This is a genomic window from Streptomyces albiflavescens (assembly GCF_014645835.1).
Classification (GTDB): Bacteria; Actinomycetota; Actinomycetes; order Streptomycetales; family Streptomycetaceae; genus Streptomyces; species Streptomyces albiflavescens.
In genome coordinates this window covers 328,124-355,001 of the sequence record NZ_BMMM01000010.1, presented here as the reverse complement: position 1 = coordinate 355,001, position 26,878 = coordinate 328,124, and the positions used below count along the sequence as shown (strand labels likewise).

Annotated in this window: 24 protein-coding genes; 21 read left to right on the top strand and 3 right to left on the bottom strand. The window is 71.3% G+C overall.

The window, feature by feature from the left end:
- Positions 1-235: 235 nt before the first annotated feature.
- The 13 genes from IEY95_RS27190 (at position 236) to kynU (ending at position 13,066) form a co-directional block, all read left to right on the top strand.
- Entirely contained in the window at positions 236-1,351 is a 1,116-nt protein-coding gene (locus IEY95_RS27190; RefSeq protein ID WP_189188749.1) for an SMI1/KNR4 family protein, read from the top strand.
- A 76-nt stretch (positions 1,352-1,427) separates the two neighbouring features.
- Entirely contained in the window at positions 1,428-1,691 is a 264-nt protein-coding gene (locus IEY95_RS27185) for a hypothetical protein (RefSeq protein WP_189188748.1), read from the top strand.
- Positions 1,692-1,861: 170 nt separating this feature from the next.
- The gene (locus IEY95_RS27180; RefSeq protein WP_189188747.1) at positions 1,862-2,158 is read left to right on the top strand and encodes a hypothetical protein; all 297 of its coding nucleotides are present in this window, start codon (positions 1,862-1,864) and stop codon (positions 2,156-2,158) included.
- 345 nt (positions 2,159-2,503) lie between these two features.
- Positions 2,504-3,046 carry a DUF2617 family protein gene (locus IEY95_RS27175; protein ID WP_189188746.1) on the top strand — a complete coding sequence of 181 codons (543 nt, stop codon included), beginning with the start codon at positions 2,504-2,506 and terminating at the stop codon, positions 3,044-3,046.
- Between the two features lie 197 nt (positions 3,047-3,243).
- Positions 3,244-4,899 (top strand): polyamine aminopropyltransferase, encoded by a 1,656-nt coding sequence (locus tag IEY95_RS27170; RefSeq protein ID WP_189188745.1) that lies wholly within the window; start codon positions 3,244-3,246, stop codon positions 4,897-4,899.
- A 67-nt stretch (positions 4,900-4,966) separates the two neighbouring features.
- The gene (locus IEY95_RS27165; RefSeq protein WP_189188744.1) at positions 4,967-5,872 is read left to right on the top strand and encodes an SRPBCC domain-containing protein; all 906 of its coding nucleotides are present in this window, start codon (positions 4,967-4,969) and stop codon (positions 5,870-5,872) included.
- A 172-nt stretch (positions 5,873-6,044) separates the two neighbouring features.
- On the top strand, positions 6,045-6,839 hold the full coding sequence (locus IEY95_RS27160; RefSeq protein ID WP_189188743.1) for an aldose epimerase family protein: 795 nt from the start codon (positions 6,045-6,047) through the stop codon (positions 6,837-6,839).
- 10 nt (positions 6,840-6,849) lie between these two features.
- Positions 6,850-7,398, top strand: a complete 549-nt coding sequence (pyrE, locus tag IEY95_RS27155; RefSeq protein ID WP_189188742.1) for an orotate phosphoribosyltransferase — start codon at positions 6,850-6,852, stop codon at positions 7,396-7,398.
- A 193-nt stretch (positions 7,399-7,591) separates the two neighbouring features.
- Positions 7,592-8,614 (top strand): class II fructose-bisphosphate aldolase, encoded by a 1,023-nt coding sequence (fbaA, locus tag IEY95_RS27150; RefSeq protein WP_189188741.1) that lies wholly within the window; start codon positions 7,592-7,594, stop codon positions 8,612-8,614.
- Between the two features lie 70 nt (positions 8,615-8,684).
- On the top strand, positions 8,685-10,223 hold the full coding sequence (locus tag IEY95_RS27145; protein WP_189188740.1) for an MFS transporter: 1,539 nt from the start codon (positions 8,685-8,687) through the stop codon (positions 10,221-10,223).
- A 152-nt stretch (positions 10,224-10,375) separates the two neighbouring features.
- Positions 10,376-10,789 (top strand): DUF3151 domain-containing protein, encoded by a 414-nt coding sequence (locus tag IEY95_RS27140; protein WP_189188739.1) that lies wholly within the window; start codon positions 10,376-10,378, stop codon positions 10,787-10,789.
- 251 nt (positions 10,790-11,040) lie between these two features.
- A complete protein-coding gene (locus IEY95_RS27135; RefSeq protein ID WP_189188738.1) occupies positions 11,041-11,889 on the top strand; it encodes a tryptophan 2,3-dioxygenase family protein in 849 nt (282 codons plus the stop codon).
- Positions 11,882-13,066 (top strand): kynureninase, encoded by a 1,185-nt coding sequence (kynU, locus tag IEY95_RS27130; protein WP_189188737.1) that lies wholly within the window; start codon positions 11,882-11,884, stop codon positions 13,064-13,066. Before IEY95_RS27135 ends, kynU begins: the two co-directional genes overlap by 8 nt.
- A gap of 420 nt (positions 13,067-13,486) precedes the next feature.
- Here the strand turns inward: kynU and IEY95_RS27125 are convergent, their stop codons facing one another.
- The gene (locus IEY95_RS27125) at positions 13,487-14,113 is read right to left on the bottom strand and encodes a TetR/AcrR family transcriptional regulator (protein WP_189188736.1); all 627 of its coding nucleotides are present in this window, start codon (positions 14,111-14,113) and stop codon (positions 13,487-13,489) included.
- Positions 14,114-14,297: 184 nt separating this feature from the next.
- Here IEY95_RS27125 and IEY95_RS27120 point away from each other — a divergent pair, with 184 nt between their 5' ends.
- The 8 genes from IEY95_RS27120 to IEY95_RS27085 all read left to right on the top strand — a co-directional run bounded on the left by IEY95_RS27120 (position 14,298) and on the right by IEY95_RS27085 (position 24,207).
- Entirely contained in the window at positions 14,298-15,275 is a 978-nt protein-coding gene (locus IEY95_RS27120; RefSeq protein ID WP_189188735.1) for an alpha/beta hydrolase, read from the top strand.
- Between the two features lie 436 nt (positions 15,276-15,711).
- Positions 15,712-16,608 carry an alpha/beta hydrolase gene (locus tag IEY95_RS27115; protein ID WP_189188811.1) on the top strand — a complete coding sequence of 299 codons (897 nt, stop codon included), beginning with the start codon at positions 15,712-15,714 and terminating at the stop codon, positions 16,606-16,608.
- A gap of 76 nt (positions 16,609-16,684) precedes the next feature.
- Positions 16,685-17,908, top strand: a complete 1,224-nt coding sequence (locus tag IEY95_RS27110; RefSeq protein WP_373294556.1) for an acyltransferase family protein — start codon at positions 16,685-16,687, stop codon at positions 17,906-17,908.
- 211 nt (positions 17,909-18,119) lie between these two features.
- Positions 18,120-19,613 (top strand): sensor histidine kinase, encoded by a 1,494-nt coding sequence (locus tag IEY95_RS27105; RefSeq protein ID WP_189188809.1) that lies wholly within the window; start codon positions 18,120-18,122, stop codon positions 19,611-19,613.
- Entirely contained in the window at positions 19,610-20,290 is a 681-nt protein-coding gene (locus IEY95_RS27100) for a response regulator (RefSeq protein ID WP_189188734.1), read from the top strand. The genes IEY95_RS27105 and IEY95_RS27100 overlap by 4 nt, the downstream gene beginning before the upstream one ends.
- Positions 20,291-20,756: 466 nt before the next feature.
- On the top strand, positions 20,757-22,109 hold the full coding sequence (locus IEY95_RS27095; protein WP_189188733.1) for a sensor histidine kinase: 1,353 nt from the start codon (positions 20,757-20,759) through the stop codon (positions 22,107-22,109).
- Positions 22,106-22,900, top strand: coding sequence for a response regulator (locus tag IEY95_RS27090; protein ID WP_268240514.1), 795 nt, complete (start codon positions 22,106-22,108; stop codon positions 22,898-22,900). The genes IEY95_RS27095 and IEY95_RS27090 overlap by 4 nt, the downstream gene beginning before the upstream one ends.
- A gap of 86 nt (positions 22,901-22,986) precedes the next feature.
- Complete coding sequence (locus tag IEY95_RS27085) at positions 22,987-24,207, top strand: cytochrome P450 (protein WP_189188732.1); 1,221 nt, start codon at positions 22,987-22,989, stop codon at positions 24,205-24,207.
- A 76-nt stretch (positions 24,208-24,283) separates the two neighbouring features.
- On the opposite strand, the gene IEY95_RS27080 is transcribed toward IEY95_RS27085, so the two are convergent.
- Together IEY95_RS27080 and IEY95_RS27075 are read right to left on the bottom strand one after the other, a co-directional pair.
- The gene (locus IEY95_RS27080; protein ID WP_189188731.1) at positions 24,284-25,897 is read right to left on the bottom strand and encodes an ABC transporter permease; all 1,614 of its coding nucleotides are present in this window, start codon (positions 25,895-25,897) and stop codon (positions 24,284-24,286) included.
- Complete coding sequence (locus IEY95_RS27075) at positions 25,894-26,811, bottom strand: ABC transporter ATP-binding protein (RefSeq protein ID WP_189188730.1); 918 nt, start codon at positions 26,809-26,811, stop codon at positions 25,894-25,896. Before IEY95_RS27075 ends, IEY95_RS27080 begins: the two co-directional genes overlap by 4 nt.
- Positions 26,812-26,878 lie beyond the last annotated feature (67 nt).

Genomic DNA, 26,878 nt, shown 5'->3' with positions numbered 1-26,878 from the left:
CTGCGCCAGTACCCAATGCACCAGAACGGGCATCCGCGACGTTCAGCTCCTGCTGTCCTGCCGAGACGCTGCCTCGCTATGCTGCGGAACGGCACCCGGGCCATGCCATTGCAGGGCTTTGCAGACGGCGCCGCCCGGGGTGATGCGGCCGAAGCCTCCCATGCTCGCGCTACGGGGTCGGTGTGCAGGAGAGCCGATCGATTCCCCAAGGGGGCCGGAGGGGGCCGGAGGGGCCATGAATCGACTGCTCGGTTTCGCGATGGTCTGGGCGGCTGTCATGGGGTCGATCACCCTCGGGGCCGGGGCGTCCGGCGAGGACCGGCTGATGAGTCTTGTCGCTGCGCTCCCGGCGTGGGGTTATGTCGGCTTCCGCGCCATGCGGGAGATCCGGGGAATCAAGGAGGACAACAGGCTGGCACGTATGCGCAGGGAGGAGCGGAAGTCCATGGGGCGGGACGAACTGCTCGATGCCGTAGCGCGGTTGGTCGCCCGCGGTCCGCAGTCGCTGGAGTGCGGCGTGGCGGGGCATGGGGCAGGGCACCTGTGTCTTGCCGTTTCCGGGAAGGTCGCGCTGGCCGATCTGGTCGAGGGGATCAGCGCTCGGTACGGGTCCTCGCGCAACCTCGCCATGGGTGGGTACGCCGATCCGACGGCGGACGCGACGACAGGACGGCCCCTGCTCACCCCCTTCGGCACACACGTGGTGGACATGCGGGCCTGGGCCTACGGGAGTTGGTGGATCGGGGCCGGGACCGTGGACGGCGATGACGGCGCACGGCGCATGGTGCTCGTGGCGGAGCGGGCTGCACCGTCGCCGGATGCACTGCCGGAGGGAACTTCCTGGGTGGACTCTCTTCTCCGTGCCACAGGTTGGGCTGCGCGGGACGCCGCGCAGCCCTGGGCGGAGATCGAAGCGGAACTGGGGACCGAACTGCCCAGTGACTACAAGCAGTTGTGCCAGGCGTTCGGTGCCGGTGAGTTCTCGCAGGTGGTGTCGGTGCTGTGCTCTGATGAGACCCGCGTGGCGGATCTGCTGAGGAAGTGGCGCGTTCTGCTGGAGAACGACGACCCTTCGGACGGCCCGTTCGCGCCCTACCGGATCCATGAGCCCGGGACGACCGGGGGCCTGATCCCCTGGGGAAATTCGCGTGCGGCCGACACGTTCTTCTGGCAGGTCACGGACGGCCCGGTGGACGCATGGCCGGTCCTCGCCAATATGGAGGACGCCGAGAACTGGCACCGTTACGAGATGGCCGCCACGGAGTTCCTGTACCGGATCCTCACCGATCCCAGGTTCCGGCCCTATTCCGTGGCCGATGCCGTGCCCGAGCCGTTCTTCGAGCCTGCCTGAACGGCCGGTGAGCGGAATGTTCGAACCAGCGGACAGAGGAGGACGCGCCGCGGAACGGCACGAGGAACGGGACGGGATGTCGGACGACGAGCGCGAGACGTGGTTCGTATGGGGTGAGGGGACCGTGTTCCGCCGGCCCGGCGGCAACGGCATGTTGCTCAACGGTCACGCCTCTCCGCAGATGGAACGGCTGTTCGCCGACATTGCCGCGGTGGATCCCGGCTGGGATCCACCGCCGTTTTCCGAACCTGACGGCGAAGTGTGGTGGGGGGAACCTGTGGTGGTGGACGGGCCAAAATCACGGCCCACAGGCGGCCCAGTGAGACACGGGCGGCCCTGAACTGCACTTCTGTGCAGGTCAGGGGTCATCTCCCCGAAGGAACCCTCTGAAGTTCCTCAACTCTGCTTTGGGTCACGAGACGCGGGGGCATCCCCCTCTCACGCAAGAAGCGACACGGGAAGCAAGGCCCACGGGGGGCCGCTTCGGGGGAACGAAAGGAGGGTGACGCCATGGTCATCGGCATCATCCTGGCGGTCGTCTGCGTCGTGGTCGTCGTGGTCTTCATGGCCACCGACCGGAGCCAGGCGAAGGTCACGCTCTCGAAGGGGGGCCGCCGTTCGCACCGCGGCTCCTCGTCGGACAGCGGCAGCAACAGCTGGTGGGCCGGCGGGGCGGGCGACAGCGGCTCGTCCGGCGGTCATCACGGGGGTCACTCGTGCGGCGGTCACTCGTCGTGCGGCGGAGGCTCGTCCTGCGGAGGCGGGTCCTCCTGTGGCGGCGGGGGCGGATGCGGCGGAGGCAGCTGACACGGGGCAGCTGAGCTCCCAGTGGGGGAAGCGCATCCGGAGCACACGGAAGTGCCCGTCGGGCAACGGCTGCCGACGGGCACATCCGTGCGCCTGGCGCACGCCGTAGTTGAACAGTTGAGCTGTGGAGCCCTCGAGGGGATGGAAACCCCACGAAGTTGGGTAAAAACGCTGTGGCGGCGCCACAGTTCATGATTCCCTCTAAATCACCAACGCAGCCCCGAGGCCCTGTCGTCATCTTGGCGTCGGGTTGTCCTTCCTGACCGGGCTGACCGGGCCGTTCCCCTGGTACCGACCGGGTGCGCCGGACCCCCACCTCCCTTTGCGTGCTTGCGGAGCCGACCCATGCTCACGACCCTGAAAACCTCGTACACCGACACGCGCGCGGCGGATCTCGCCTGGACGCTGGGCCGCGAACCGCTGCCGGCCCTCGCCACGCTCGACCTCGAACTCGCCGGGGCAAAGCTCCAATTGAGACTCCTCGGCGCGTCCCACCAGGTGCTCCTGGAGGAGGAGCAGGGCAGCTGTTCGGAGACCGTCGCGTGCATCGCCGGCAGCAGTACGCCCCTCCCGCTCGGCGTGGCGAAGCGGGTCGGGGACTGGGAGTACGAGTTCGCGGCGCGGGTCGAAGTGCTGTCCCCCGGCTCTTTCGCGGGCCGCGCCCAGGAGTTGCTGGCCCTGGTCTCCGACCACCCCAACGGGCTGGCGGGCGTCTTCCCCGGCAGCCCCCACGCCTTCACCGCCCTGCTGGCCCAACGCCACGAGGGCCAGGTCCACTGGCGCACGTGGCACGCGTACCCGCAGGACGGGCAGTTGGTGGCGACGAGGACGAGGGTGGGGGTTCGGGCGGCAGCGGGGATGGACGCTCTCAGCCCGTCCGGCCTTTGAGGGCCCGGCCGTTGAGACCGACGGCGGTCCAAAGGCGGAGCCCCGGGCGGGGGTAGGGCACAGGAGGCCCGGCCCCTTGGCAGGGTCTGGGGCGGAGTCCCGGATACGCCCTCCCCAACCCGGGATGCCATAAAGCGCCGTGGTTCCACACGTGTGGGTGACGAAGCGTAGCGTCGGCGTGACGTAGCGTTCGCTGGGTGATCGAACCGCACGCGCCCGCACCCCCCGGCGCACCGCCGCCCTGGAGCGTCCAGGACCCGGCGCGGCTGCCCGTCCGCCCGGGCTTCGGCCGGTTTCTCGTCCTCGCCGGAGTGTTCGTCTGCGCGGCCTGTGGACTCGTGTACGAACTCGAACTCGTGGCCCTCGCCTCGTACTTGATCGGCGACTCGGTCACCCAGGCCTCCGTCGTGCTCTCCGTCATGGTCTTCGCCATGGGCATCGGCTCGCTCGCCGCGAAGCGGCTGCGCCCCCGCGCCGCGGCCGGCTTCGGCGCGGTCGAGACGGCGTTGGCGCTCGTCGGCGGCTGCAGCGCGATGGCTCTGTACGCGGTGTTCGCGTGGACGGGCGACTGGGGCGGCGCCTGGGCGAACGGATCCCGCTATCTGCTGGTGGCGTTCTCCCTCACCATCGGCCTGCTGATCGGCGCCGAAGTCCCCCTCCTGATGGAACTGATACAGCGCATCCGCCGCCAGGACCCGGGTGGGGCGGTGGCAGACCTGTTCGCGGCGGACTACGTGGGCGCGCTGGTGGGTGGTCTGGCCTTTCCCTTCCTCCTTCTCCCGCTGTTCGGCCAGCTGACGGGGGCGCTGCTCACCGGAACGGTGAACGCGGTGGCCGGTGGGGCCCTCGTACTCGGCCTGTTCCGGGGCGACTTGACCCGCCGGGCGCGCTGGGTCCTGCTGGTCGCCAACCTCGTCGTCCTCGGACTCCTCGCCTCGGCCGCGGTGTTGGTCGACGACTTCGAACGGGCCGCGCGGCACGCGGTGTACGGGACGGATGTGCGAGTCGCGCTCCAGACGGACGTCCAGGAGGTCGTTCTCACCGGCGGCACGCACGGCCGTCCGCTGCACCTCTTCCTCGACGGGCGCCTCCGGGTCAGCGGCCGCGACGAGGACCGCTACCACGAGGCACTCGTGCACCCCGCGATGAACGGCCCGCACACACGCGTCCTCATCCTCGGCGGCGGCGACGGGCTCGCGGCGCGCGAGGTGCTGCGCTACCCCGGGGTGCGCAGCGTCGACATCGTCGAACTCGACGCGGGGGTGGTGCGGTTGGCGCGCCGCGACCCGGCGCTGTCCGCCCTGAACGGCCACGCGTACGACGACCCGCGCGTGCACGTCATGACCTCGGACGCCTTCCAGTGGCTGCGCAGCGCCCCGTCGACGTACGACGTCGTGATCTCGGATCTCCCCGACCCGGGCATCACCGCCAGTACGAAGCTGTACTCGCAGGAGTTCTACGGTCTGGCGCACCGTGTCCTCGCCCCCGACGGGCGCCTGGTGGTCCACGCGGGCCCGGTCGCCTCCCGCCCCCGCGTCTTCTGGACGGTGGACAGGACGATCCGGGCGGCCGGCCTCCGCACCGCCCCCTACCGGGTGGGCGGCCGGGACTCCGGCTTCGCGGCGGGTCCCGACCGTACGGCGGGCGGTACGTCGAAGGCCCCGCGGGACTGGGGTTTCATCCTGGCCTCGGCCTCCCGCACGGGTGTACGCCTGAGCCTCGCCCCGCACGGGCCACGGCTGCACACGCTGACCCGGGCGGCCCTGACCGCGGACGCGCGGGCGGCTCACCGAACGCGCGTCACGGCCGGCCTCGCGCCCTCCACCCTGGTGCATCCGCGGTACGCCGACTGAGGAGGAGGCGGGGGAATCCCGTGATACGCGGGTGCGCTTCGGGCCGTGCTGGGTAGGCTCGGCTGACATGGAGCATGAGGTGTTCGTTCCGGTTCCGGCCGATCGGTTGAGGGAGGCGCTGGCCGATCCCGTGCGGGTGGCCCGTGCCGTTCCGGGCCTCCAGCAGGACGCGGGGACGCCGCCCGTCTCCGGGCGCCTGAAAGTCCGCGTCGGCGGCCACACGATCACCTACCGCGGGGCGCTCCGGGTCACCGCCCAGGACGACGGCACCTACGCCGTCGAGGGCGACGCGACCGAGGCCCGCGGCACCGGCTCCGTCAAGCTCACCCTCGCCGTACACCTGCGCCCCACCGACGGCGGCACCACCCTCACCTTCATCGGCACAGCCTCCGGCGACGGCCGCGTGGCGGAACTTCCGCCGGACGCGGTGTCCTCGGCGGGGGTGCGACTGCTGAGCCGGTTCGCGGAGAACCTGGGGGCGGGAGGCGAGCGGGAGCCTCAGCCGGAGTCGGCGCTGGAGCCCGAGCCCCGGGCCGAGCCGGAGCCCGAGCCCGGTGCGGTGGCTCTGCCCGAGTCCCGGGACGAGTCCGAGCCGGACGCGGCGGCTGAATCCGAGGCTTCGGCCGAATCCGAATCCGAATCCGAATCGGAGCCCGAGTCCGTCTTCGACGTCGAGGTTCCGCCTCCGTCGCTCGATCCGCTGGTGGACGACGAGATCGAGGAGGAGTTCGTGGTGGAGGCGGGGGAGCCGGACGGGGAGGATGCCATGGCAGAGGCGGCGCACGCGCGGCGGACGATGATCGGTCGCAGCGCGGAGGAGGTCGACCACGCCCCGCCCCGCGGCCGCTACGCACCCGTCCCGCCGCCGGAGGCCACCGCCGCCCGCGCCACCCTCCGCTGGGCGGCCCCCGCCGCGGCCTTGGCCCTCGCCTCGGCGATCGCCGTGACCCGAGCCCTCCGCAAGCGCCGCTGATTTCACCCCGCGCCCCTTCAGGGGCGCGGGGAACTGCGTGACAAGCCCCCACCCACCCGCAGTCGAATGACAACTCAGGGGGTCTGGGGGCGCAGCCCCCAGGTACGGGAACGGGTAGGGGCGGAGGGGGCGAAATCCCGCAGGCCGGCCCCGTCCCAGTAGGGTCAACTCCGTGAGTAACGAAGACATCACGCTGACCGCGGGCGACGCGGAGGCGACCGTGACGCCGGCCAACGGCGGACGGGTCGGAAGTCTGCGAATCGGCGGCGTCGAACTGCTACGGCAGGGCGCGAAGTTCGGGTGCTTCCCGATGGTCCCGTGGTGCGGCCGAATCCGCGAAGGACGGTTCCTGGACGGCGCCACCGTCCAGCAGATGCCGCTCAACTCCCCACCGCACGCCATCCACGGCACCACCCGCGACGGCGCCTGGCGCACCGCCCGCACCACCAAGAACGAGGCCGTCATCACGTACGACCTCGTCGCCCCCTGGCCCCACCCCGGCCGCGTCGCCCAGGCCTTCACCCTGACCGAGGACGCCTTCACGCTCACGACGTCCGTGGAGACGTACGAATCGTCCTTCCCGGCCCAGATCGGCTGGCACCCGTGGTTCAACAGGAACCTGGGAGGAGACGGCGAGGACGTCCGCGTCGACTTCCGGCCCGCCTGGCAGGAGGAGCGCGGCGACGATCACCTGCCCACCGGGCGGCGGATCGAGCCGAAGCCCAGCCCCTGGGACGACTGCTTCGGCATGCCGGACGGCGTCGACGTGACGCTGACCTGGCCCGGACAGTTCGAGCTGAAGGTCGCCAGCCGCGAGCAGTGGGTCGTCGTGTACGACGAGCAGGAGGCGGCCGTGTGCGTGGAGCCCCAGACCGGGCCGCCCAACGGGCTGAACACCCATCCTCGTCTGGTCACCCCCATCGAGCCCCTGGAGGCGACCACGACCTGGAGCTGGCGGCGCCTCTAAGCTGGCGGACATGAGTGACGTACGCGGCGCGCTGCTGCAGCAGATCAAGGACAAGGCCGTGGTGCACGGCAAGGTGACCCTTTCGTCGGGTCTTGAGGCGGACTACTACATCGACCTGCGCCGCATCACCCTGGACGGGGAGGCCGCGCCGCTCGTCGGGCAGGTCCTCCTCGATCTCACGGCCGAGCTGGACTTCGACGCCGTGGGCGGGCTGACCATGGGCGCCGACCCGGTGGCCGCGGCCCTGCTGCACGCCGCCGCCGCGCGCGGGAAGCGACTCGACGCCTTCGTCGTGCGCAAGGCCGCCAAGGCGCACGGTCTGCAGCGACGGGTGGAAGGGCCGGAGATCAAGGGCCGGCGCGTGCTCGTCGTCGAGGACACGTCCACCACCGGTGGGTCCCCGCTCACCGCCGTCGAGGCGGTCCGCGAGGCCGGCGCGGAGGTCGTCGCCGTCGCGACGATCGTCGACCGTGCCACCGGCGCCGCCGAGAAGATCGAGGCGGGCGCCGGGGTCCCGTACCTCTTCGCGTACTCGAAGGACGAGCTGGGGCTGGACTGACGTACGAGGCCCCTGGGACTCATGTTCCCAGGGGTTACCGACGGGTGTCGGACACGATGGCTGGAGCATCGGGCCGCGTCTGGGAGGATGGGGCCGACGATGACGTCGCCCCCCTAGGTCAGGGCCGTAAGCACCAGTCCCGTCGTACGGCAGTGCAGCCGTACGCAGACCCGCACATACAAGGAGCGGACAGATGCCCATCGCAACCCCCGAGGTCTACAACGAGATGCTCGACCGGGCAAAGGCAGGCAAGTTCGCCTACCCGGCCATCAACGTGACCTCGTCCCAGACCCTGCACGCTGCGCTGCGCGGCTTCGCGGAGGCCGAGAGCGACGGCATCATCCAGATCTCCACCGGTGGTGCGGAGTTCCTGGGCGGCCAGTACAACAAGGACATGGTGACCGGCGCCGTCGCGCTCGCCGAGTACGCGCACATCGTCGCCGCGAAGTACGACATCACGGTCGCGCTGCACACCGACCACTGCCCCAAGGACAAGCTGGACGGCTACGTGCGTCCGCTGCTCGACATCTCCGCCGAGCGCGTCGCCAAGGGCGAGAACCCGCTGTTCCAGTCGCACATGTGGGACGGCTCCGCCGAGACCCTCGCGGACAACCTGGCCATCGCCCAGGAGCTGCTCGCGAAGGCCGCCGCCGCGAAGATCATCCTCGAGGTCGAGATCACCCCGACCGGTGGCGAGGAGGACGGCGTCAGCCACGAGATCAACGACGAGCTGTACACGACCGTCGAGGACGCGCTGCGCACCGCCGAGGCCCTCGGCCTGGGCGACAAGGGCCGCTACCTGCTCGCCGCGTCCTTCGGCAACGTGCACGGCGTCTACAAGCCGGGCAACGTCGTCCTCCGCCCCGAGCTCCTCAAGGACCTCCAGGAGGGCGTCGCCGCCAAGTACGGCAAGGCGAACCCGTTCGACTTCGTCTTCCACGGCGGCTCCGGCTCCACGGCCGAGGAGATCGCCACGGCGCTCGAGAACGGCGTCGTGAAGATGAACCTCGACACCGACACCCAGTACGCCTTCACGCGCCCCGTCGCGGACCACATGTTCCGCAACTACGACGGTGTCCTGAAGGTCGACGGCGAGGTCGGCTCCAAGAAGACCTACGACCCGCGCACCTGGGGCAAGCTCGCCGAGGCCGGCATGGCCAAGCGCGTCACCGAGGCCTGCGCCGCGCTGCGTTCCACGGGCACCAAGCTCAAGTAGCGCGCAGCGATCACGTTCGGTTCGGGCTCGGCACCCCCGCGGTGCCGAGCCCTTCCGTATGCTCCGAGGTATGGCTGCCCCTCCGCAGGAGAAATCAGGAGAGAAACCGGCCGTACGGATCTCCACCCCTACGGGCAAATGGATCCTGCTGACCACCGTCCTCGGCTCCGGCATGGCCATGCTGGACTCGACGGTCGTCAACGTCGCGCTGCCGACCATCGGCCGTGATCTGGACGCGAGCCTCGCGGCCCTCCAGTGGACCGTCAACGCGTACATGGTGACGCTGGCCGGGCTGATCCTGCTGGGCGGCTCGCTCGGGGACCGCTTCGGGCGGCGCAAGGTCTTCGTCCTGGGGGTGGTGTGGTTCGCCGCCGCCTCGCTGCTGTGCGGGCTCGCGCCCAACGTAGGCGTACTGATCGCCGCCCGGGCCCTGCAGGGGATCGGCGGAGCCCTGCTCACGCCCGGTTCGCTCGCGCTCATCCAGGCGTCCTTCCATCCGGACGACCGGGCCCGGGCCGTCGGGCTCTGGTCGGGCTTCGGGGGCGTCGGCGCGGCTGTCGGCCCGTTCCTGGGCGGCTGGCTGGTCGACGGCCCCGGCTGGCGCTGGGTCTTCCTGCTGAACATCCCGGTGGCACTGGTGTGTGCCCCGGTCGCCCTGCGCCACGTCCCCGAGTCGTCCGACGAGCGCGCGCACCGCGGCTTCGACGTCCTCGGCGCCGCGCTCGGCGCACTCGCGCTCGCCCTGGTGACGTATGCCCTGATCGAGGCTCGCAGCGGCTCGGTGGTCGTCGCCGTCACGGCCGTCGCGGGCGTGGCAGCAGGGGTGGCCTTCGTGGTCGTCGAGCGGCGGCGGCCCGATCCGATGATGCCGCTCGACATCTTCGCCTCGCGCCAGTTCACGGCCGTCAATCTCGTCACCCTGTGTGTGTACGCGGCTTTCGGCGGCTACTTCTTCCTCACCGCGCTCCAGCTCCAGGTCGTGGTGGGCTACTCGGCGCTCGAAGCCGGTACGGCGCTGCTGCCGACGACCGTCCTGATGCTGCTGTTCTCGGCGCGTTCGGGTGAACTCGCCCAGCGCATCGGGCCACGTATCCCGCTCACGGTGGGCCCACTGCTGTGCGCGACGGGCCTGCTGCTGATGCTCCGCGTCGGCAAGGGCGCCTCGTACGTCGTCGATGTGCTGCCCGCGCTGCTCGTGATGGGCCTGGGCATGGTTGTCCTTGTCGCGCCCCTGACCGCCACCGTCCTCGCCTCCGTGGAGACCGCGCGGGCGGGCCTGGCGAGCGGCATCAACAACGCGGCCGCCCGCGCGGCCGGGCTCCTCGCCGTGGCCGCGCTGCCGCTGCTCGCCGGGATGGGCCCGGAGGCGTACCGCTCGGCGGACGCCTTCAACGCGGCCTTCCGGCGGGCGATGCCGCTGTGCGCGGGTGTCCTGGTGATCGGGGCGGCGCTGGCCTTCGCGACCGTACGCCGCCCGGCGCCCGACTGCCGACGCCCCCAGTGCCGTACGCACGGGTGTGTGACGGCACCGCCGCTGGAGCCGACGCGCACGACCACGCCTTCGGACTCGGCACCGCCTAAGGCTTCCAGCGCTGGTCCAGCTTCGTGACGGTGCCGACGGTGTCGATCTTGTAGGCGAAGGCCCGTTGTTGTGAGCATGACTGGTGAGCTCAAGGGGAAAAGTCTGCACCGGAAGCGTGCGTTCCGTAGTGACCGTATGCAACCGTTACCGATCAAGGACAATGCAGCAGACTGGAACCCATGACGATTCATGAGAACCTCCTCGGGGGACCGCCCCCGACCCACCTCCCCGACGATCCGGAGCCGCGTGAGCTCCTCGCGAATGGCACGGCGCCCGCCGACGTCGCCGCCAAGTACCCCACCTCCTCGCTCGCCTGGGCCCAGCTCGCCGACGACGCGTACGAGCGTGGCAGCGTCGTCGAGTCGTACGCCTACGCCCGTACGGGCTACCACCGCGGCCTGGACGCCCTGCGCCGCAACGGCTGGAAGGGCCACGGCCCGGTGCCCTGGGAGCACGAGCCGAACCGCGGTTTCCTGCGCGCCCTGCACGCCCTCGCCCGCGCCGCGGAGGCGATCGGTGAGCAGGAGGAGTACGAGCGCTGCAGCCAGTTCCTGAAGGACTCCTCGCCTACGGCGGCGCAGACGCTGGGCTAGTCCGCCGGCCCGTTGGTCCGCCTGTCCGCCTGTCCGCTGGTCCGCTGGTCCGCTGGTTGGCCGGTTCGGGGGTTTCGGTGGTCGGCCGGATCGCCGGTTCCGCGTGTGTGCGTGCAGGTCCGCCTGGTGTGACCGGGCGGACCTTGCGGACTTGGGGGACGATTGTGGAGGATGCGCGGTGGGGACCGGGGCCCCCGTGTCGATAACGGCAGGGGCGGACCGCTACCCGGAGTACGCATCAGGAGACAGCGATGTCGTCCCATCCGGCTCAGCCCGCAGAGGCTCAGGAGCCCGAGACCCCGCATCTCGACTTCCAAGGCACGACCCCGTACGAGGACTACGTACAGGCGGATGTGCTCACCCACCTCCAGCACACCCTCTCCGACGACCCCGGAGAGATGGTCTTCCTGGTGACCACCCAGGTCATGGAGCTGTGGTTCACGGTCATCGTCCACGAGTGGGAGACGGCGGCGAACGCGCTCCGCTCCGATGACGTCCCGACCGCGGTGGCCGCGCTGAAGCGGTCCGTACGGGAGCTGGAGGCGCTGAACGCGTCGTGGCGGCCGCTCTCGCAGCTCACCCCCGCCCAGTTCAACTCCTACCGCTCCGCCCTCGGCGAGGGTTCCGGCTTCCAGTCGGCCATGTACCGCCGCATGGAGTTCCTGCTCGGCGAGAAGTCCGCCTCCATGCTGGTCCCGCACCGGGGCGCGCCGCGCGTGCACGCCGAGCTGGAGAAGGCCCTGCACGAGCCGAGCCTGTACGACGAGGTGCTGCGGCTGCTGGCGCGCCGCGGGCACGCGATTCCGACGTCCGTGCTTCAGCGGGACGTCTCGCGTCGGTACGAGCCCTCGGGGGAGGTGGAGGCGGCGTGGACCTCCCTGTACGCGGGCCCCGAGGACGACGAACTCGCCCGTCTCGGCGAGGCGTTGACGGACGTCGCCGAGCTGGTGTGGCGCTGGCGCAACGACCATCTGGTCGCCACCCGGCGCGCGATGGGCGCGAAGGCGGGTACGGGCGGCTCCGCCGGGGTGGCCTGGCTGGAGAAGCGGGCGCAGAAGAACGTGTTCCCCGAGCTGTGGACGGCGAGGTCTCATGTCTGAGCTGATCCTCAAGGCGGAGAAGCTGGACTCGGCCGATGAACTGGCGGGGCTGCGTGCGCAGTTCGTGCTGGACGACGTGGTGTACCTGGACGGGAACTCGCTCGGCGCGCTGCCGGCGGGGGTGCCCGGCCGGGTCGACGACGTCGTGCGCCGGCAGTGGGGTGAGCTGCGTATCCGCTCCTGGGAGGAGAGCGGTTGGTGGACCGCGCCCGAGCGGATCGGTGACCTGATCGCTCCGCTGGTCGGGGCGGCGGCCGGGCAGATCGTGGTCGGTGACTCCACGAGTGTGAACGTCTTCAAGGCGCTGGTCGGGGCGGTGCGGCTGGCGGAGGACGGTCGCGATGAGATCGTCGTCGACGCGACGACGTTTCCGACGGACGGGTATATCGCGGCGTCGGCGGCGCGGCTGACGGGGTGCGAGTTGCGGCCGCTCGACCCGGCCGAGGTCCCCGGTGCGGTGGGCCCCCGTACGGCGGCGGTGTTGCTGAACCACGTCGACTACCGCACGGGCAGGTTGCACGACCTCCCTTCCCTCACGTCCGCGATCCATGACGCGGGCGCGCTGGCGGTCTGGGACCTGTGCCACAGCGCGGGCGCCCTGCCGGTCGGGCTGGACGCGCACGGGGTCGACCTGGCGGTCGGCTGCACGTACAAATACCTGAACGGCGGCCCTGGTTCACCGGCGTACTTGTACGTATGCAGCGACCTGCAGTCCCGCTTCGACTCCCCGCTGCCCGGCTGGAACTCCCACGTGGACCCGTTCGGCATGAGCCCGTCGTACGCCCCGGCTCCGGGTGCGCTGCGCGGCCGGGTCGGCACGCCGGACATCCTGTCGATGCTGGCCCTGGAGGCGGCGCTGGAGGTGTGGGACGGCGTCTCGATCGACTCCGTCCGCGCCAAGTCCCTCGCCCTCACGGACTTCTTCCTGGAGTGCGTCTCGGCGTACGTCCCCGAGGGCCGGGTGGAGTCCCTGACCCCGTCCGCCCACGCGGAACGCGGCAGCCAGGTCGCCCTGCGCTGCGCGGAAGCGGGCACCGTGATGAAGAGCCTGATCGACCAGGGCGTGGTCGGCGACTTCCGGCATCCCGACGTCCTGCGCTTCGGTTTCACGCCGTTGTACGTGGGGTTCGGGGATGTGGAGAGGGCGGCGCGGGTGCTGGGGGAGGTGCTGGCGTAGGGGCGCCTACGGCTGGTGGGTGGGTCGGGTCTGTGCCGGCATAGGGGCACCTACGGCTGGTGGGCGGGTCGGGGCTGCGCCGGCGTAGGTGCGCCTGCGGTCGGTGGATGGGGCGGGTTCTGCCGGTGGGTGGTTCCGCGTGTCCGCCGGTGGGCGGGTCGGGGCCGTGCCGGTACATCCGCCCCGTCGCCGGTGGCAGATCGGTTGGCTTTCATGGTCCTGCTTGTTGGCAACCGCGTAAGCGACGGGGCATGTGATGTACCGGCACGGCCCCTTCCGTGGTCTGGCGACTGCGGGTGTGTGGGCAGTGCGGCCTCCCACTTCATCCCTTCGGCCCTGGAGGGCCGTCAAGGCCGTTGGCGGGGGTCCGGGGGCGGAGCCCCAGGTACGGGTTGGGTAGGGGCGGAGGGGGCGAAAACCCTACTCGCCCGTATCACCGCGGCGGGTCACCACGTACACCCCAGCCACGGCAGCGGCAACCGCGGCCTCGGCAGCCCGATCGGCCGCGGCGTCGTCGGGAGCCACCCCAGTGGTGAGCAAGGTGTAGTAGAGAGGCGCCGACACCGCCCGCACGACCAGTGCGGGATCGGTCCCCGCAGGCAACTCCCCCCGAGCAACCCCCTGCTCCACACACGGCGCCCACTCGGCAACCCGCACGTCGTAGAACTTCCGCAACGCCTCCGCCGTACGCACGTCGCACGCCCCCGCAGCAATGACCGCCCGAAACAACGCCCCCTGCCGAGGATCCGCCAGCGTCCGCCGCACCAGCGCGGCATTGGCACGCAGATCCCCGAGCACGCTCCCCGTCTCCGTACGGGGAAGCGACTGCTCGGCCATATCGCTGAGCAAGTCGGCGACCAGCCCCGTCACCGACCCCCACCGTCGATACACCGTCGTCTTCCCCACCTCGGCCCGCCGAGCCACATCGGCCAGATCGAGATGCGCGAACCCCTGCTCGGCGAGCACATCCCCGGCGACCCGCAACACGGCGGTACGGACACGGGCGGTACGCCCCCCGGGACGTACCGTGCCGGGCTCGGCGGACATGACGACCTCCTTCTGCGGGCCTGCGGACGCTACCTGCCAGCGTAACGAAACAACAGGACCGTTTAACCCTCACCGAGCGTGACAACCCCGTGTCGACGCACGTCACGGGCCTGATACCGTCCCCGCCAACGGCCGCATTCTCCCCTGGTCCGCCAAATCCGTTTCACCGCTGAGAGGTTGGAGCATGCAGGACGACGACGCCGCAGCCCGGGACGACGCCGCCGACGGAGCCGCCGCAGAGCGCGCCGCCGCCGAGCACGAGGCGGCCCTACAGCGTGACGCCGCGGAAGAGGCGTCAGCCTTCTCGCACCCGCCCGTGGACCCCGACCTCACCGCGTCGTACGGCGACCACCCCGACCAGGTGATCGACTTCTACGCCCCGCGCGAGCCGGACCCCGCGGTCCTCGCCCCCCTCGTGGTCGTCCTGCACGGCGGCGCCTGGCGTGCGCCGTACGACCGTCGGCACGTCACCCCGTTCGCGGACTTCCTGGCCCGCCGCGGCTTCGCCGTGGCGAATGTCGAGTACCGCCGGGGCGCCGCGGCCCCCGAGCCGAACAGCGTCCCGGTCCCGGCTCAGGGGCAGGGCGCCGCGGGTCCGATCGCGGGGCGCTGGCCGGACACCTTCGACGACATCGCGGCCGCGCTGGACGCGTTGCCCGCCCTTGTACGCGAGAGGCTCCCGCAGGCCGATCCCCGGCGCACGGTGGTCACGGGCCACTCGGCGGGTGGCCACCTGGCCCTGTGGGCAGCCGCCCGTCACCTCCTGCCCGCCGACGCCCCCTGGCGCACCGACCGGCCCGCTCCCCTGCGCGGTGTCGTCGCCCTCGCCCCGATCGCGGACTTCCAGGTCGCGGAGAAGCTCGACGTGTGCGGCGGTGCGGCTCGCCAACTCCTCGGCGGAGAAGGGCGGTTCGCGGAGCGTCTGCCCTACGCCGACCCGGCGCGGCTTCTCCCCACCGGCATCGCCACCACTCTTGTACAGGGCCGCACCGACATCGTCGTCCCGCAGGCGGTCGCCGAGTCGTACGCCGATGCCGCCGCCAAGGCGGGAGAGGTGGTCGGCCTGACGCTCCTGGAGGAGGTCGGCCACTTCCCCCTGATCGATCCGGCGGCGGACGCGTGCGCCGTGGTGGCCGAGGAGATCGCCCAACTGGCCTGGTGACGTACAACTGGCCTGTCGGCTGCGGGAGTTGTCTCTCCTGTGAGGCGCCCCGGTCATACCCGTAATACTTGAGAGCTACCTCTCAAGTGAGCTCCCCAGCGGGACGCCGACGACACGTCACGGTCCGTAACTTCCCCTCCAGAGACGCCCGATGAGCGGGCGAACTGGAAGGGAAGGACAGGACACCGTGGGATTCCGGGCGAAGCCGAGCGCGAAGGGAAGAGCGGACCGATCCGCTGACTCGACTGACTCGACGTCGCCCGCGTCGGATCGGCTGGGGCGGGAGCACCCGGGGCCGGAGGGGCCGGCTTCGGAGGGGCCGGAGCCGTCGGGCGCAGGGGAGCCGACGGCTGCGCGAGTGGGATCGGCGGGCCGTGGTGGCCGTGGTGGCCGAGTCGTCCGGCGGCTGCGGCGCACGCTGCTCGCCGTGCTCGTCATGGGGGCCGTCGTCGTCCCCGTGTCCGCCGCCGCCCGGCCCCGGATCCCCGCCCCGGCGCCCGCGGTCCTCACTCCGGTGACGGCATCGACGCTGGACGAGGCGTACGCGGCCAATCGTGCCAACGCCGCGGAGGCGGCCGGTATGGCCGCGGACCACGGCGATCGCACCCGCGCCGCCGCCGACCGCGCCATGGCCGATCCCTCCCGCCACTTCCTCTCCTTCGACGGCCGCGGCTCGGGCCAGGCCGTCGAGATCTTCGGCGACCTCGCCCACGCCGACCACGTGGCCGTCCTGGTCCCCGGCTCCGACACCACTCTGGAGACGTACGGCCGTTTCCGCGCCGGCGCCCTCGCCCTGCACGATCGCCTCGGCCCGGGCACGGCCGTCGTCGCATGGCTCGGCTATGAGACTCCGGGCACCGTGAGCACCACGGTCATGACGACGGGCCGCGCAGAGGAGGCGGCCCCGCGCCTGAAGGGGTTCATACGCGAACTGCGTGGCGTCGTCGGCCGGTCGGCGCACCTGTCCCTGCTGTGTCACTCGTACGGCACAGTGGTCTGCGGCCGCGCGGCGCAGGGCCTGGACGTGGAGGACATCGCCCTCCTCGGCAGCCCGGGCACCGGCGCCGACTCCGCGGCGGCGCTGCACACGTCCGCCCGCGTCTGGGCGGCCCGGGGCGCCGACGACTGGGTCGCGAACGTCCCGCACGCGAGCGCCGACCTCTTCGGCACCACCATCGGCTTCGGCACCGACCCCGTGTCCCCCGCCTTCGGCGCGCATGTCTTCGCGGCGGGCGACGGCGGCCACAGCGACTACTTCAAACCGGGCTCGGTGTCCCTGGACAACCTCGCCCGCATCGTCCTCGGCGACACCTCGGAGGTGACCCGTGCGTGAGTTGAGTCTGCGTGAGCCCCGCCGACGGGAAGGTGCAGGGGCCGCCGATCCCGGCACAGGGGTGGGCGCACCTTCCATACGGGCAGGAGTACGCGGCGGTGTGCGTGCGGCGGTTCACGGCTTGCGGGACGGAGCCCGCCGGATCGACGAGGTCACCCCGGCGGAGCGGGACCGCGCCGTGGACGCCCTGCGCGCCCTCGCGATCCTCGGCGTCGTCCTCGGCCACTGGCTGGTGACGGCCCTGGTCGCGGACGGCGGCGCGCTGCGCACGGCGAGCCCGTTGCAGCACATGCCCTGGCTGGCCCCGATCTCCTGGGTTTTCCAGACGCTCGCCGTGTTCTTCCTGGTGGGCGGCCATGTGGCGACGAAGAGCTACGCGTCGGCGCGGGCGCGCGGGACGACGTACGGGCAGTGGCTGCGCGCCCGGCTGAGCCGCCTCTTCAAACCGGTCGCGGCGGTGCTGACCCTCTGGACGGTCGCCACGGCCTGCCTGCTCGTGTCGGGCGCGGACTTCGCGACCGTCCACACCCTGGTGAAGCTGGCGCTGTCCCCGCTCTGGTTCCTCGTGGTCTTCGCGGTCCTGACGGCGGTGACGCCCCTGGTGACGCGTATCAACCCGCTGTGGCCGCTGGCCGTCGTTCTCCATGTGGACCTCATTCGCTTCGGTCTCGGCGGCCCGTCCTGGCTCGGCTGGGTGAACGTGGCGGCGGGCTGGCTGGTGCCGTACACCCTGGGCGCGGCCTGGACACGCGGTGAACTGGATCGACGGCGCGCGGGCTGGGCGCTGTTGACCGGCGGCGCGGCCGCGACTGCGGCGTTGGTGGCGTGGGCCGGCTACCCGGCCTCGATGGTCGGCGTGCCCGGCGCGACGGTCTCCAATCTGAACCCGCCGACGCTGGCCGCGGTCACCTTCGGCCTGTCCCAGTGCGGCCTCGCCCTGCTGCTGCGCGAGCCGCTGCGCCGGGTGATGCGGCGCCCGCTGGTCTGGGCGGGGACAGCTTTCGTCAATCTCTCCGCGATGACGATATTCCTGTGGCACCAGACCTCGATGATGGCGGTCACCGCACTCGGTCTCCTCGCGGGCCGTCTCCCCGGCCTGCACACCATCCCGGACGGGCTGGGCTGGGTGGCAGCCCGACTGGCCTGGCTCCCCGTCTTCGCCCTGGTCCTCACCATCTGCTGGTCCGCTTTTCGCACCTACGAGCAGGGTCCCCGCCGGCGCACTGGCCGCCCGTCCCGAGTCGTCCGTGTCCACCGAAGCCTCGGCCCGGCCGGAGCGAACGCGACCCCTCGTGCCTAGGGTTGCCCACGTGACCAGCGAGGAGCACCGGGACCCGAACAGCGAGCCCTCCATGCCTCCCACGCCTCCCATGTCCCACGGCCCCGAGGCCGATCCGCAGGACGCTGGGGACCATCCCGAGCGGCAGGACGCCACGGGCAATCCCGAGCCGCAGGCCGCACTGCGCAAGTCCCCCCGTCAGGAAGCCATGCGCAAGTCCACCCCTCGGGAAATGACGGGCAAGCGCGACCACCAGGAAGCCTCCGGCAGCGGCGCACCCCCCGAGGGCCGTCCCACCCCTTCGACCCCTTCGACCCCTTCGACCCCTTCGAGCCCTTCCACCCGCCCGGCCCGGGCGCAGGGCGTCAGTGCTCTGGTGCGCGCGGTCCTGAGCGATCTCGCCTCCCCGTCGGCCGCGCCGCTGCCGCCGCTGACCCGGCCGCGTTGGCTGCGCCGGCTGCCGCACGTCGTGATGTGCTGGATCGCCCTCGGGGTCGGGCTCGCCGGCGCGGACACGCTGAACAGCAGCTATCACCTGGGCTTCGGCCTGGGCACGGTGACCGGGCTCGCGCAGGGCGTGGCGATCGTCCTGGCGCTGTGGCGGCCCGTTCCGGCCTGGTGGCTCTCACTGGCCGCGACCGTCGTAGCCGCCCTGGCCGCGCGCTCGCACATGGCGGTGGGGGTCGCGCCCCGGGGCAACCTGGACTGGCCGTGGAGCCCGCCCGCGATCATCGCGCACGCCTTCGTGCTGTTCTTCCTCGCCCTACGGGTACCCACGCGTGTGGCCGTCGGCGCGCTGTCCTTGACCGCCCTGGCCACGTACTTCGTGCAAGGCCTGATCGGCGCGCAGGCCTACGGCTCGACGGGAGTGCCGGCGGTCGTCGTCTTCGCCGCCGTGGTCCTTCTCGGCACCGCCCTCCGAGGCCGCCGAGAGGCTCGTACGCAGCTGGTCGAGCAGGCCTCGCTGACCGAGGAGGAGCGGGCCCGCCGCACGCTCCTGGAGGAGCGCAGCCGTATCGCGCGCGAGCTGCACGATGTGGTCGCCCACCACATGTCGGTCATCTCCATCCAGGCCCAGGTCGCCCCGCACCTCGTCGAGAACCCCACCGAGGAGCTGAAGGAGAACCTGGAAGGCATCCGGCAGAACGCGCTGGAGGCGCTGACCGAGCTGCGCCGCGTCCTGGGTGTGCTGCGCTCGGAGAACCCCGACGACCCGTACGGCCTCGGTGCGGGCACGGGTGCCGCCCCGGACTCCCCGCAGCCCACGCTCGACCGTCTCGATGCCCTCGTCGAGAACACCCGGGCCGCCGGGCTGGACGTGACCACGGAGATCTCCGGCGAGCAGCTCCCCCTCGCACCCGGCGTGGAGCTGTCGGCGTACCGGATCATCCAGGAGGCGCTGAGCAACGCCCTGCGGCACGCGCCCGGTTCCGCGGTCCGTGTCGAACTCTGGCACTTCCCGCGCGGCCTTCAGGTACGGGTCGTCAACTCCAGACCCGAGCGTCCCGCCCCGCCGTCCCCTGGCGCCGGGCACGGTCTGCTCGGCATGCGCGAGCGGGTGGCGATGCTCGGTGGCACCCTCGTGACCTCGGAGACGTCGTGCGGCGGCTTCGCGGTGGCGGCTTTTCTGCCCCGCAACGGCGCCGCTCCCGCCGACGACGGCTCCACCGACGACGGCTCCACCGACGACAACTCCACAGGTCCGACAGGAGAAGAGACCCCATGACGAGCGCGAGCGGCACCATTCGCGTACTGATCGCCGACGACCAGCAGATGGTCCGGCAGGGCTTCACCGTGCTGCTCAACACCCAGCCCGACATCGAGGTGGTCGGTCAGGCGGTCGACGGCCTGGACGCGATCGCCAAGGTCTCCGAACTCGCCCCGGACGTCGTTCTGATGGACATCCGCATGCCCGAACTCGGCGGCATCGAGGCCACCCGCCGCATCACCGACGAGACACCCCGGATCAGGGTGCTGGTGCTCACCACCTTCGACCTCGACGAGTACGTGTACGACGCCCTGCGTGCCGGTGCCTCCGGGTTCCTGCTCAAGGACGCGTCCGCCGACCAACTCGCCGAGGCGGTACGGGTGGTCGCTGCGGGCGACGCACTGCTCGCGCCTGGCATCACCCGCCGCCTCATCGCCGAGTTTTCCCGCCTCGACTCCACGCCCCGCGCACCCCTGAAACAGCGCGTGGGCGAGCTGACCGAGCGGGAGACGGAAGTCCTCGCACACATCGCTCAGGGCCTGTCGAACGCGGAGATCGCCCAACGCCTGGTCGTCGCCGAACAGACCGTGAAGACCCACGTAGGCCGAATCCTCGTAAAACTCGGCCTACGCGACCGCACCCAGGCAGCGGTCTTCGCCTACGAGTCCGGCCTGGTCCGCCCCGCGGGCTACTGACCGTAGGCAGGGGACCCGCGCCACCGCCGACACACACGGCACGCGCCACGCACCCACAGCCACCGACGCATCCCCCCACGCACCCGCACTCGCCCACCCACGGAAGGGGCCGTGCCGGTACATCGAATGTCCGAATCCGGACGGATCCACAGCCGACGCCCACCAGGCACCCCACAGTTGATCCGTCCGGATACGGGCGGATGTACCGGCACGGCCCCGACCCACCCCCCGGCGAAGGGCGAGCGCGAACGACCACGGCCGCCCGGCCCGCCCCCGGCGAAGGGTGAGTCCGGACGACCACGGCCGCCCGACCACCCCCGGCGAAGGGCGAGTCCGGACGACCACCGGCGCCCGACCACCCCCGCCGAAGGACCCCCGGCCCTACCCGTAGTACCTGAGACGGACCCACAAGGACCCTCCTCGCAGGTGACGACCGCGCCCCCCACCGCGGCATACCTTTTTGAACGTGACCGAGACGACCCAGACGCAGATGACGCCGCCGGGCGGGGCCAAGCCACGCAGCCCGGAGTTCCGGCTGGCCGCGGACGCCCTGCGCGGGCTGCGGCAGGACTTGTTCCATGACGCCTTCGCCTATCGCCCGCTGCCGCGGATGCGAGTGGACGGCCCGCTCACCCGACGCCTGCCCGAGGGGATACGGGAGTACGCGGCCTGGACCCCGCACGCCGCGGTCGCCGCGGCCGGACTGCTGGCGATGGCCGTCGCCACGGCCGACGGTGACGGAGAGGGCCACGCCAGTATCAGGACGCTGCTGTGCGCTTTCCTCGCGCTGATCCCGGTCCTGCTGACGCTGATCCGGCCGATCGGCGCCTTCTGGGTCTCCCTCGCGGCGACACCGGTCGTCGCCGTGTTCGGCTCCAGCTGGAGCGAATGGCCGTGGCTGCCCGGCACCTTCGTCGCCCACCTGACGGTGCTGACGGTCGTGGCGCTCAGGACGAGGCCGCGTACCGCCGCCTGGATGTGGCTGCTGACCGCCGCATACGGGATGGGTGCCGAGACAACCCTCGGCTCGGGCCACTACTACGGGACCAACACGGTGCCGCTGCTGTTCGTCTCAGCCCTCGCTCTCCTGGTCGTCACCGTCCTGCACATACGCCGTGAGGCGGAGCAGGAGGTCACCGCCCAGCAGTCGGAGACGGCGCAGGAGCGTTCCAAGCGCACGCTCCTCGAAGAGCGCACGACGATCGCCCGCGAGCTGCACGACGTGGTCGCCCACCACATGTCGGTGGTCGCCATCCAGGCGGAGGCCGCCCCTTACCGGGTGGAGAACCCGCCGCCGGAGCTGGAGCAGGCCTTCGTCACGATCCGGGAGAACGCGGTCGCGGCGCTGACCGAGCTGCGCCGCGTCCTCGGTGTCGTGAGGGCCGAGGACTACGAAGCTCCGGACGCCCCCCAGCCCACCCTCGCCGACCTCGACGCGCTCCTCGCCAATGTGCGGGACGCCGGCCTGACGGTGGAGAAGGCGGTCACCGGCGCAGTACGCGAACTCCCGCAGGGCGTAGAGCTGTCGGCGTACCGCATAGTCCAGGAGGCCCTCAGCAACAGCCTCCGGCACGCGCCGGGCGCGGCGGCCCGCGTCGAGATCGGGTACGTCCTCGGCGGGCTCGGCCTGCGGATAGTCAACGGCCCCACGCCGGCGACGAGTCTGACGAAGTCCACCCACGGCGCGGGGCACGGCATCACCGGCATGCGCGAGCGGGTCACGATGCTGGACGGCGAGATGACGGCGGGCGGCACGGACGACGGGGGCTACGAGGTGACGGTGTTCCTGCCCGTACCCCCCGCCGAGGAGCCCGCATGACGGAAGGCACCAAGGCCACCGGTGACTCCAAAGGAACCGACAGCACCACTGGCACCGACGGCACCAGCGGCACCAGCGGCACCAGCGGCACCAACGACCTCAGCGGCGCCGGCGGTGCAGGCAGGGGCGCCATCCGCGTCCTGATAGCCGACGACCAGGTAATGGTCCGCGAGGGCTTCTCCGTGCTGCTGGGCGCGATGCCGGACATCGAGGTGGTGGGGGAGGCGGTCAACGGCCGGGACGCGGTCGAGCGGGTCCGTGAGCTCGCCCCGGACGTCGTGCTGATGGACATCCGCATGCCGGAGATGAACGGGATCGAGGCGACCAGGGAGATCGTCGCCGCGGACGGCGCCGCGAAGGTGCTGGTCCTGACGACGTTCGACCTCGACGAGTATGTGTACCAGGCGCTGCGCGCGGGAGCCTCCGGCTTCCTGCTCAAGGATGCCTCGGCGCGCCAACTCGCCGATGGGGTAAGGGTGGTGGCGGCCGGCGAGGCGTTGCTCGCCCCTTCCGTCACCAAGCGGCTGATCACCGAGTTCTCCAAGCTGGCGGACGCGCCCCGGCTCTCGGCCACGGCGCAGGCGGCGTACGGGGATCTGACCGAGCGGGAGACGGAGGTGCTGGTCCTCATCGCCCAGGGCCTGTCGAACGCGGAGATCGCCGAGCGTCTCGTCGTGGCCGAGTCCACGATCAAGACCCATGTGAGCCGCATCCTGGTGAAGCTGGGCCTGCGGGACCGTACGCAGGCGGCGGTGTTCGCCTACGAGGCGCGGCTGGTCACGCCCAGGTGATCAGGGGTGTGGTCCGTGGGCCGGGCGGGGGCTGCTCGTCGAGATGCCCCTGTTCAGAGGGGGGTGCGTCGGGCTAGCGTCCGTCCATGGCAGCTTTGGAGACTCCGCAGGCCTTCAACCCGTGGGACCCGGCGTTCGTGGCGGATCCGTACCCGGCGTACGAGGAGCTGCGTGCGCGGGGCCGGGTGCACTACTACGAGCCCACCCATCAGTGGCTGGTGCCGCATCACGCGGATGTGTCGGCGCTGCTGCGGGACCGACGCCTGGGCAGGACGTATCAGCACCGTTTCACGCACGAGGACTTCGGGCGGACGGCGCCGCCGGCCGAGCACGAGCCGTTCCATGTGCTCAACGACCACGGGATGCTGGACCTGGAGCCCCCGGACCACACGCGCATCCGGCGGCTGGTGTCGAAGGCGTTCACGCCGCGCACGGTGGAGCAGTTGAAGCCGTACGTCGACCGGTTGGCGGGTGAACTGGTCGCCGGACTGGTGGAGGCGGGCGGCGGCGATCTGCTGACCGATGTCGCGGAGCCGCTGCCGGTGGCCGTGATCGCCGAGATGCTGGGTATTCCGGAGTCGGACCGGGCGCCGTTGCGGCCGTGGTCCGCGGACATCTGCGGGATGTACGAGCTGAACCCGTCGGGGGAGACGGCGGCGAAGGCGGTCCGGGCGTCCGTCGAGTTCACCGAGTATCTGCGGGAGCTGATCGAGGTCCGGCGCAAGGAGCCCGGGGACGACCTCATCTCGGGGCTCATCGCGGCGTACGACGAGGGCGACCGCCTCACCGAGCAGGAGATGATCTCGACGTGCGTGCTGCTGCTGAACGCGGGGCACGAGGCGACGGTCAACTCCACGGTGAACGGCTGGTGGGCGTTGTTCCGCCACCCCGAGCAGCTGGCCGCCCTCCGCGCGGACCACTCCCTGATTCCCACGGCGGTGGAGGAGCTGATGCGTTATGACACGCCGCTTCAGCTCTTCGAGCGCTGGGTCCTCGACGACATCGAGATCGACGGTACGACCATTCCCCGAGGCGCGGAGATCGCCATGCTCTTCGGCTCCGCCAACCACGACCCCGCGGTCTTCGCCGCCCCGGAGGAGCTGGACCTCGCCCGCAAGGACAACCCCCACATCTCCTTCAGTGCGGGCATCCACTACTGCATCGGCGCGCCTCTGGCCCGCATCGAACTGGCCTCCTCCATGGCCGCCTTGCTGACCCACGCCCCCACACTCACCCTCTCCGAGGAGCCGACCCGAAAGCCGAACTTCGTGATCCGGGGCTTGGAAGCCTTGCGGGTGACGCTCTGACGAGCCCCGTCAGGGGGGCGGGGAACTGCGCGACAAGCCCCCGCCCCTACCCACCCCAGCCGCACCCCGGTCCTCCTCACGTACTCAGATCCCGCCGCCGCAACCCCGCCAACCCCGCCGCGGTCAGCACCACCGCGATTCCCGTGAGGAAGAGCACCGGCGTCCAGGCCATGTCGCCGCCCGGCAGCTTCGGGAGGTGGCCGAAGGGGGAGAGGTCCATGACGGTTTGGGGGACGTTCAGGGCGGGACCGATCCAGCCGAGGAGGAGGGCGAGGCCTGCTGCTGCCCAGGCCCCCAGCGCCCACTGGGCGGAGAGCCCGTGCAGGAGGACGGCCAGGGCGCCCAGGGTCCAGATGGCCGGGACCTGGACGAGGCAGGCGGCGAGGACGGGCCCGATGCCGGCGCCGTAGCCGAGGCCCAGGCCGAGCCCGCCGAGCAGCATGATGAGGACCGCGCCGCCGAAGGCGATGACGAGATGGCCACCGGCCCAGCGCAGCCGCCCCACCGCGTTCGCCAGCACCGGCTCGGCCCGCTGTGAGGTCTCCTCGCCGTGCAGCCGCAGCACGGAGGACACCACGAACAGCGCCGCGACCATGCCCAGCATCCCCACCATCGTCGCGAGGAACGCGTCCGTGATGCCGGCCTGCCCGCCCATCCGCTCGATGATCTCCCGGGTCTTGTCGTTGTTCCCGACCAGGTCCGATGCGCCCTTCGTCATCCCGCCGAACGCGGCCCCGGCGGCCAGGAACCCGAGGCTCCAGCCGAGCACGGCGCCCCGCTGCAACCGCCAGGCCAGCGCCCCGGCCGTACCGAGGCGCCCCGCCGCGGGCCCCGGCCGCGTCGGCAGGAAACTCATGCCGACGTCGCGCCGCCCGGCGAGTTCGTAGGCGACCGCGCCCTGCACGGCGACCGCGGCGACGAACAGCAGGAGTACCCACCAGCGTTCGTCCGCGAAGGACCTCAGCTCCTCCAGCCAGCCGACCGGGGAGATCCAGGTCAGGGGCGACGAGCCGTCGTTCGTCGCCGAGTCGCCCGCCGCCTTCAGGACGAAGGCGGCGCCGAGCAGCCCGCCCGTCAGCCCCTTCGCGAGCCGCGCGCTCTCCGTCAGCTGGGCGACGATCGCCGCCATCGTGGCGAAGACCATCCCGACACCGGCGACGGCGAGTCCCAGTGCCAGTGCTCCGCCGCCGCCCTGCCCCGCGAGCCCACCCGCGACGAGCAGCGCGAGGACGCCGTTCGCGACGAACGCCGCCAGCAGCGCGGCGGTCAGCGGCGCCCGGCGTCCGACCATCGCCGAGGAGATGAGTTCCTGGCGCCCGCTCTCCTCCTCGTCACGGGTGTGGCGGACGACGATGAGCAGGCTCATGATCCCGGCGAACACTCCGGCGTAGCCGCCGATGCGCCAGGCGGTGAGTCCGCCGAGCGAGTCGCTGAACACCGGCCCGTACGTGGCGCGCAGGGAGCTGTTGGTGAGCATCTGCCGGGCCACGTCGGCGCGTTCGGCCGGGGTGCCGTAGACGGTCTTCAGCGAGTTCGGCATGGAGATCACCAGCAGGCCGATCACGCCGACCCAGAGCGGCATCATCAAACGGTCGCGGCGCAGTGCGAACCGCAGGAGCGTGCCGGTTCCGGCCAGTTGACGGGATCCGCCGGCTCGTACCGCATAGGTCGCGACGGTCGTGGCGGTCATCGCGCCATCGCCTCCGTGCGGACATCCTCCTGGTAGTGCCGCAGGAAGAGCTCCTCCAGCGTCGGTGGCGTCGACGTCAGCGACCGTACGCCGGAGTCGGTCAGCGACCGCAGTACGGCGTCCAGTTTGTCCGTGTCGACCTGGAGCTTCACGCGCTTTCCCTGGACGTCGAGGCCGTGGACGCCGGGCAGGTGTGCCAACCCGTTGGGCGGGCCCGCGAGTTCGGCGGTGACGCTCGTGCGGGTGAGGTGGCGCAGGTCGGCGAGCGAGCCGCTCTCGACGGTCCGGCCCTTGCGGATGATGCTGACCCGGTCGCAGAGCTCCTCCACCTCGCTGAGGATGTGACTCGACAGCAGGATCGTGCGGCCGCGGTCCCGTTCCTCCTCGACGCACCGCTGGAAGACCTCCTCCATCAGCGGGTCGAGGCCCGAGGTGGGCTCGTCCAGGATCAGCAGGTCGACGTCCGAGGCGAAGGCCGCGACGAGGGCGACCTTTTGGCGGTTGCCCTTGGAGTACGTGCGTCCCTTTTTGGTGGGGTCGAGTTCGAACCGCTCGATCAGGTCGGCCCGGCGCGTCTTGTCGAGCCCTCCGCGCAGTCGCCCGTACAGGTCGATGACCTCGCCGCCGGAGAGGTTGCGCCACAGCGTGACGTCGCCGGGGACGTACGCGACCCGGCGGTGCAGTTCCACCGCGTCCGCCCAGGGATCCCTGCCCAGCATCTGGGCCGCGCCGGAGTCGGCGCGCAGCAGGCCCAGCAGGACTCGGATGGTGGTGGACTTCCCGGCGCCGTTAGGGCCGAGGAAGCCGTGCACCTCACCGGTCTCGACGTCCAGGTCGAGGCCGTCCAGCGCGTGCGTCTTGCCGAACGACTTGTGCAGTCCGGATACCTCAATGGCGGGGTTTGCCTTCGTCATGGTTCAGAACGTACGCTACATTCACAAATTTGTGAAGTTAAGGAAGCATATGAATGACGGATACACT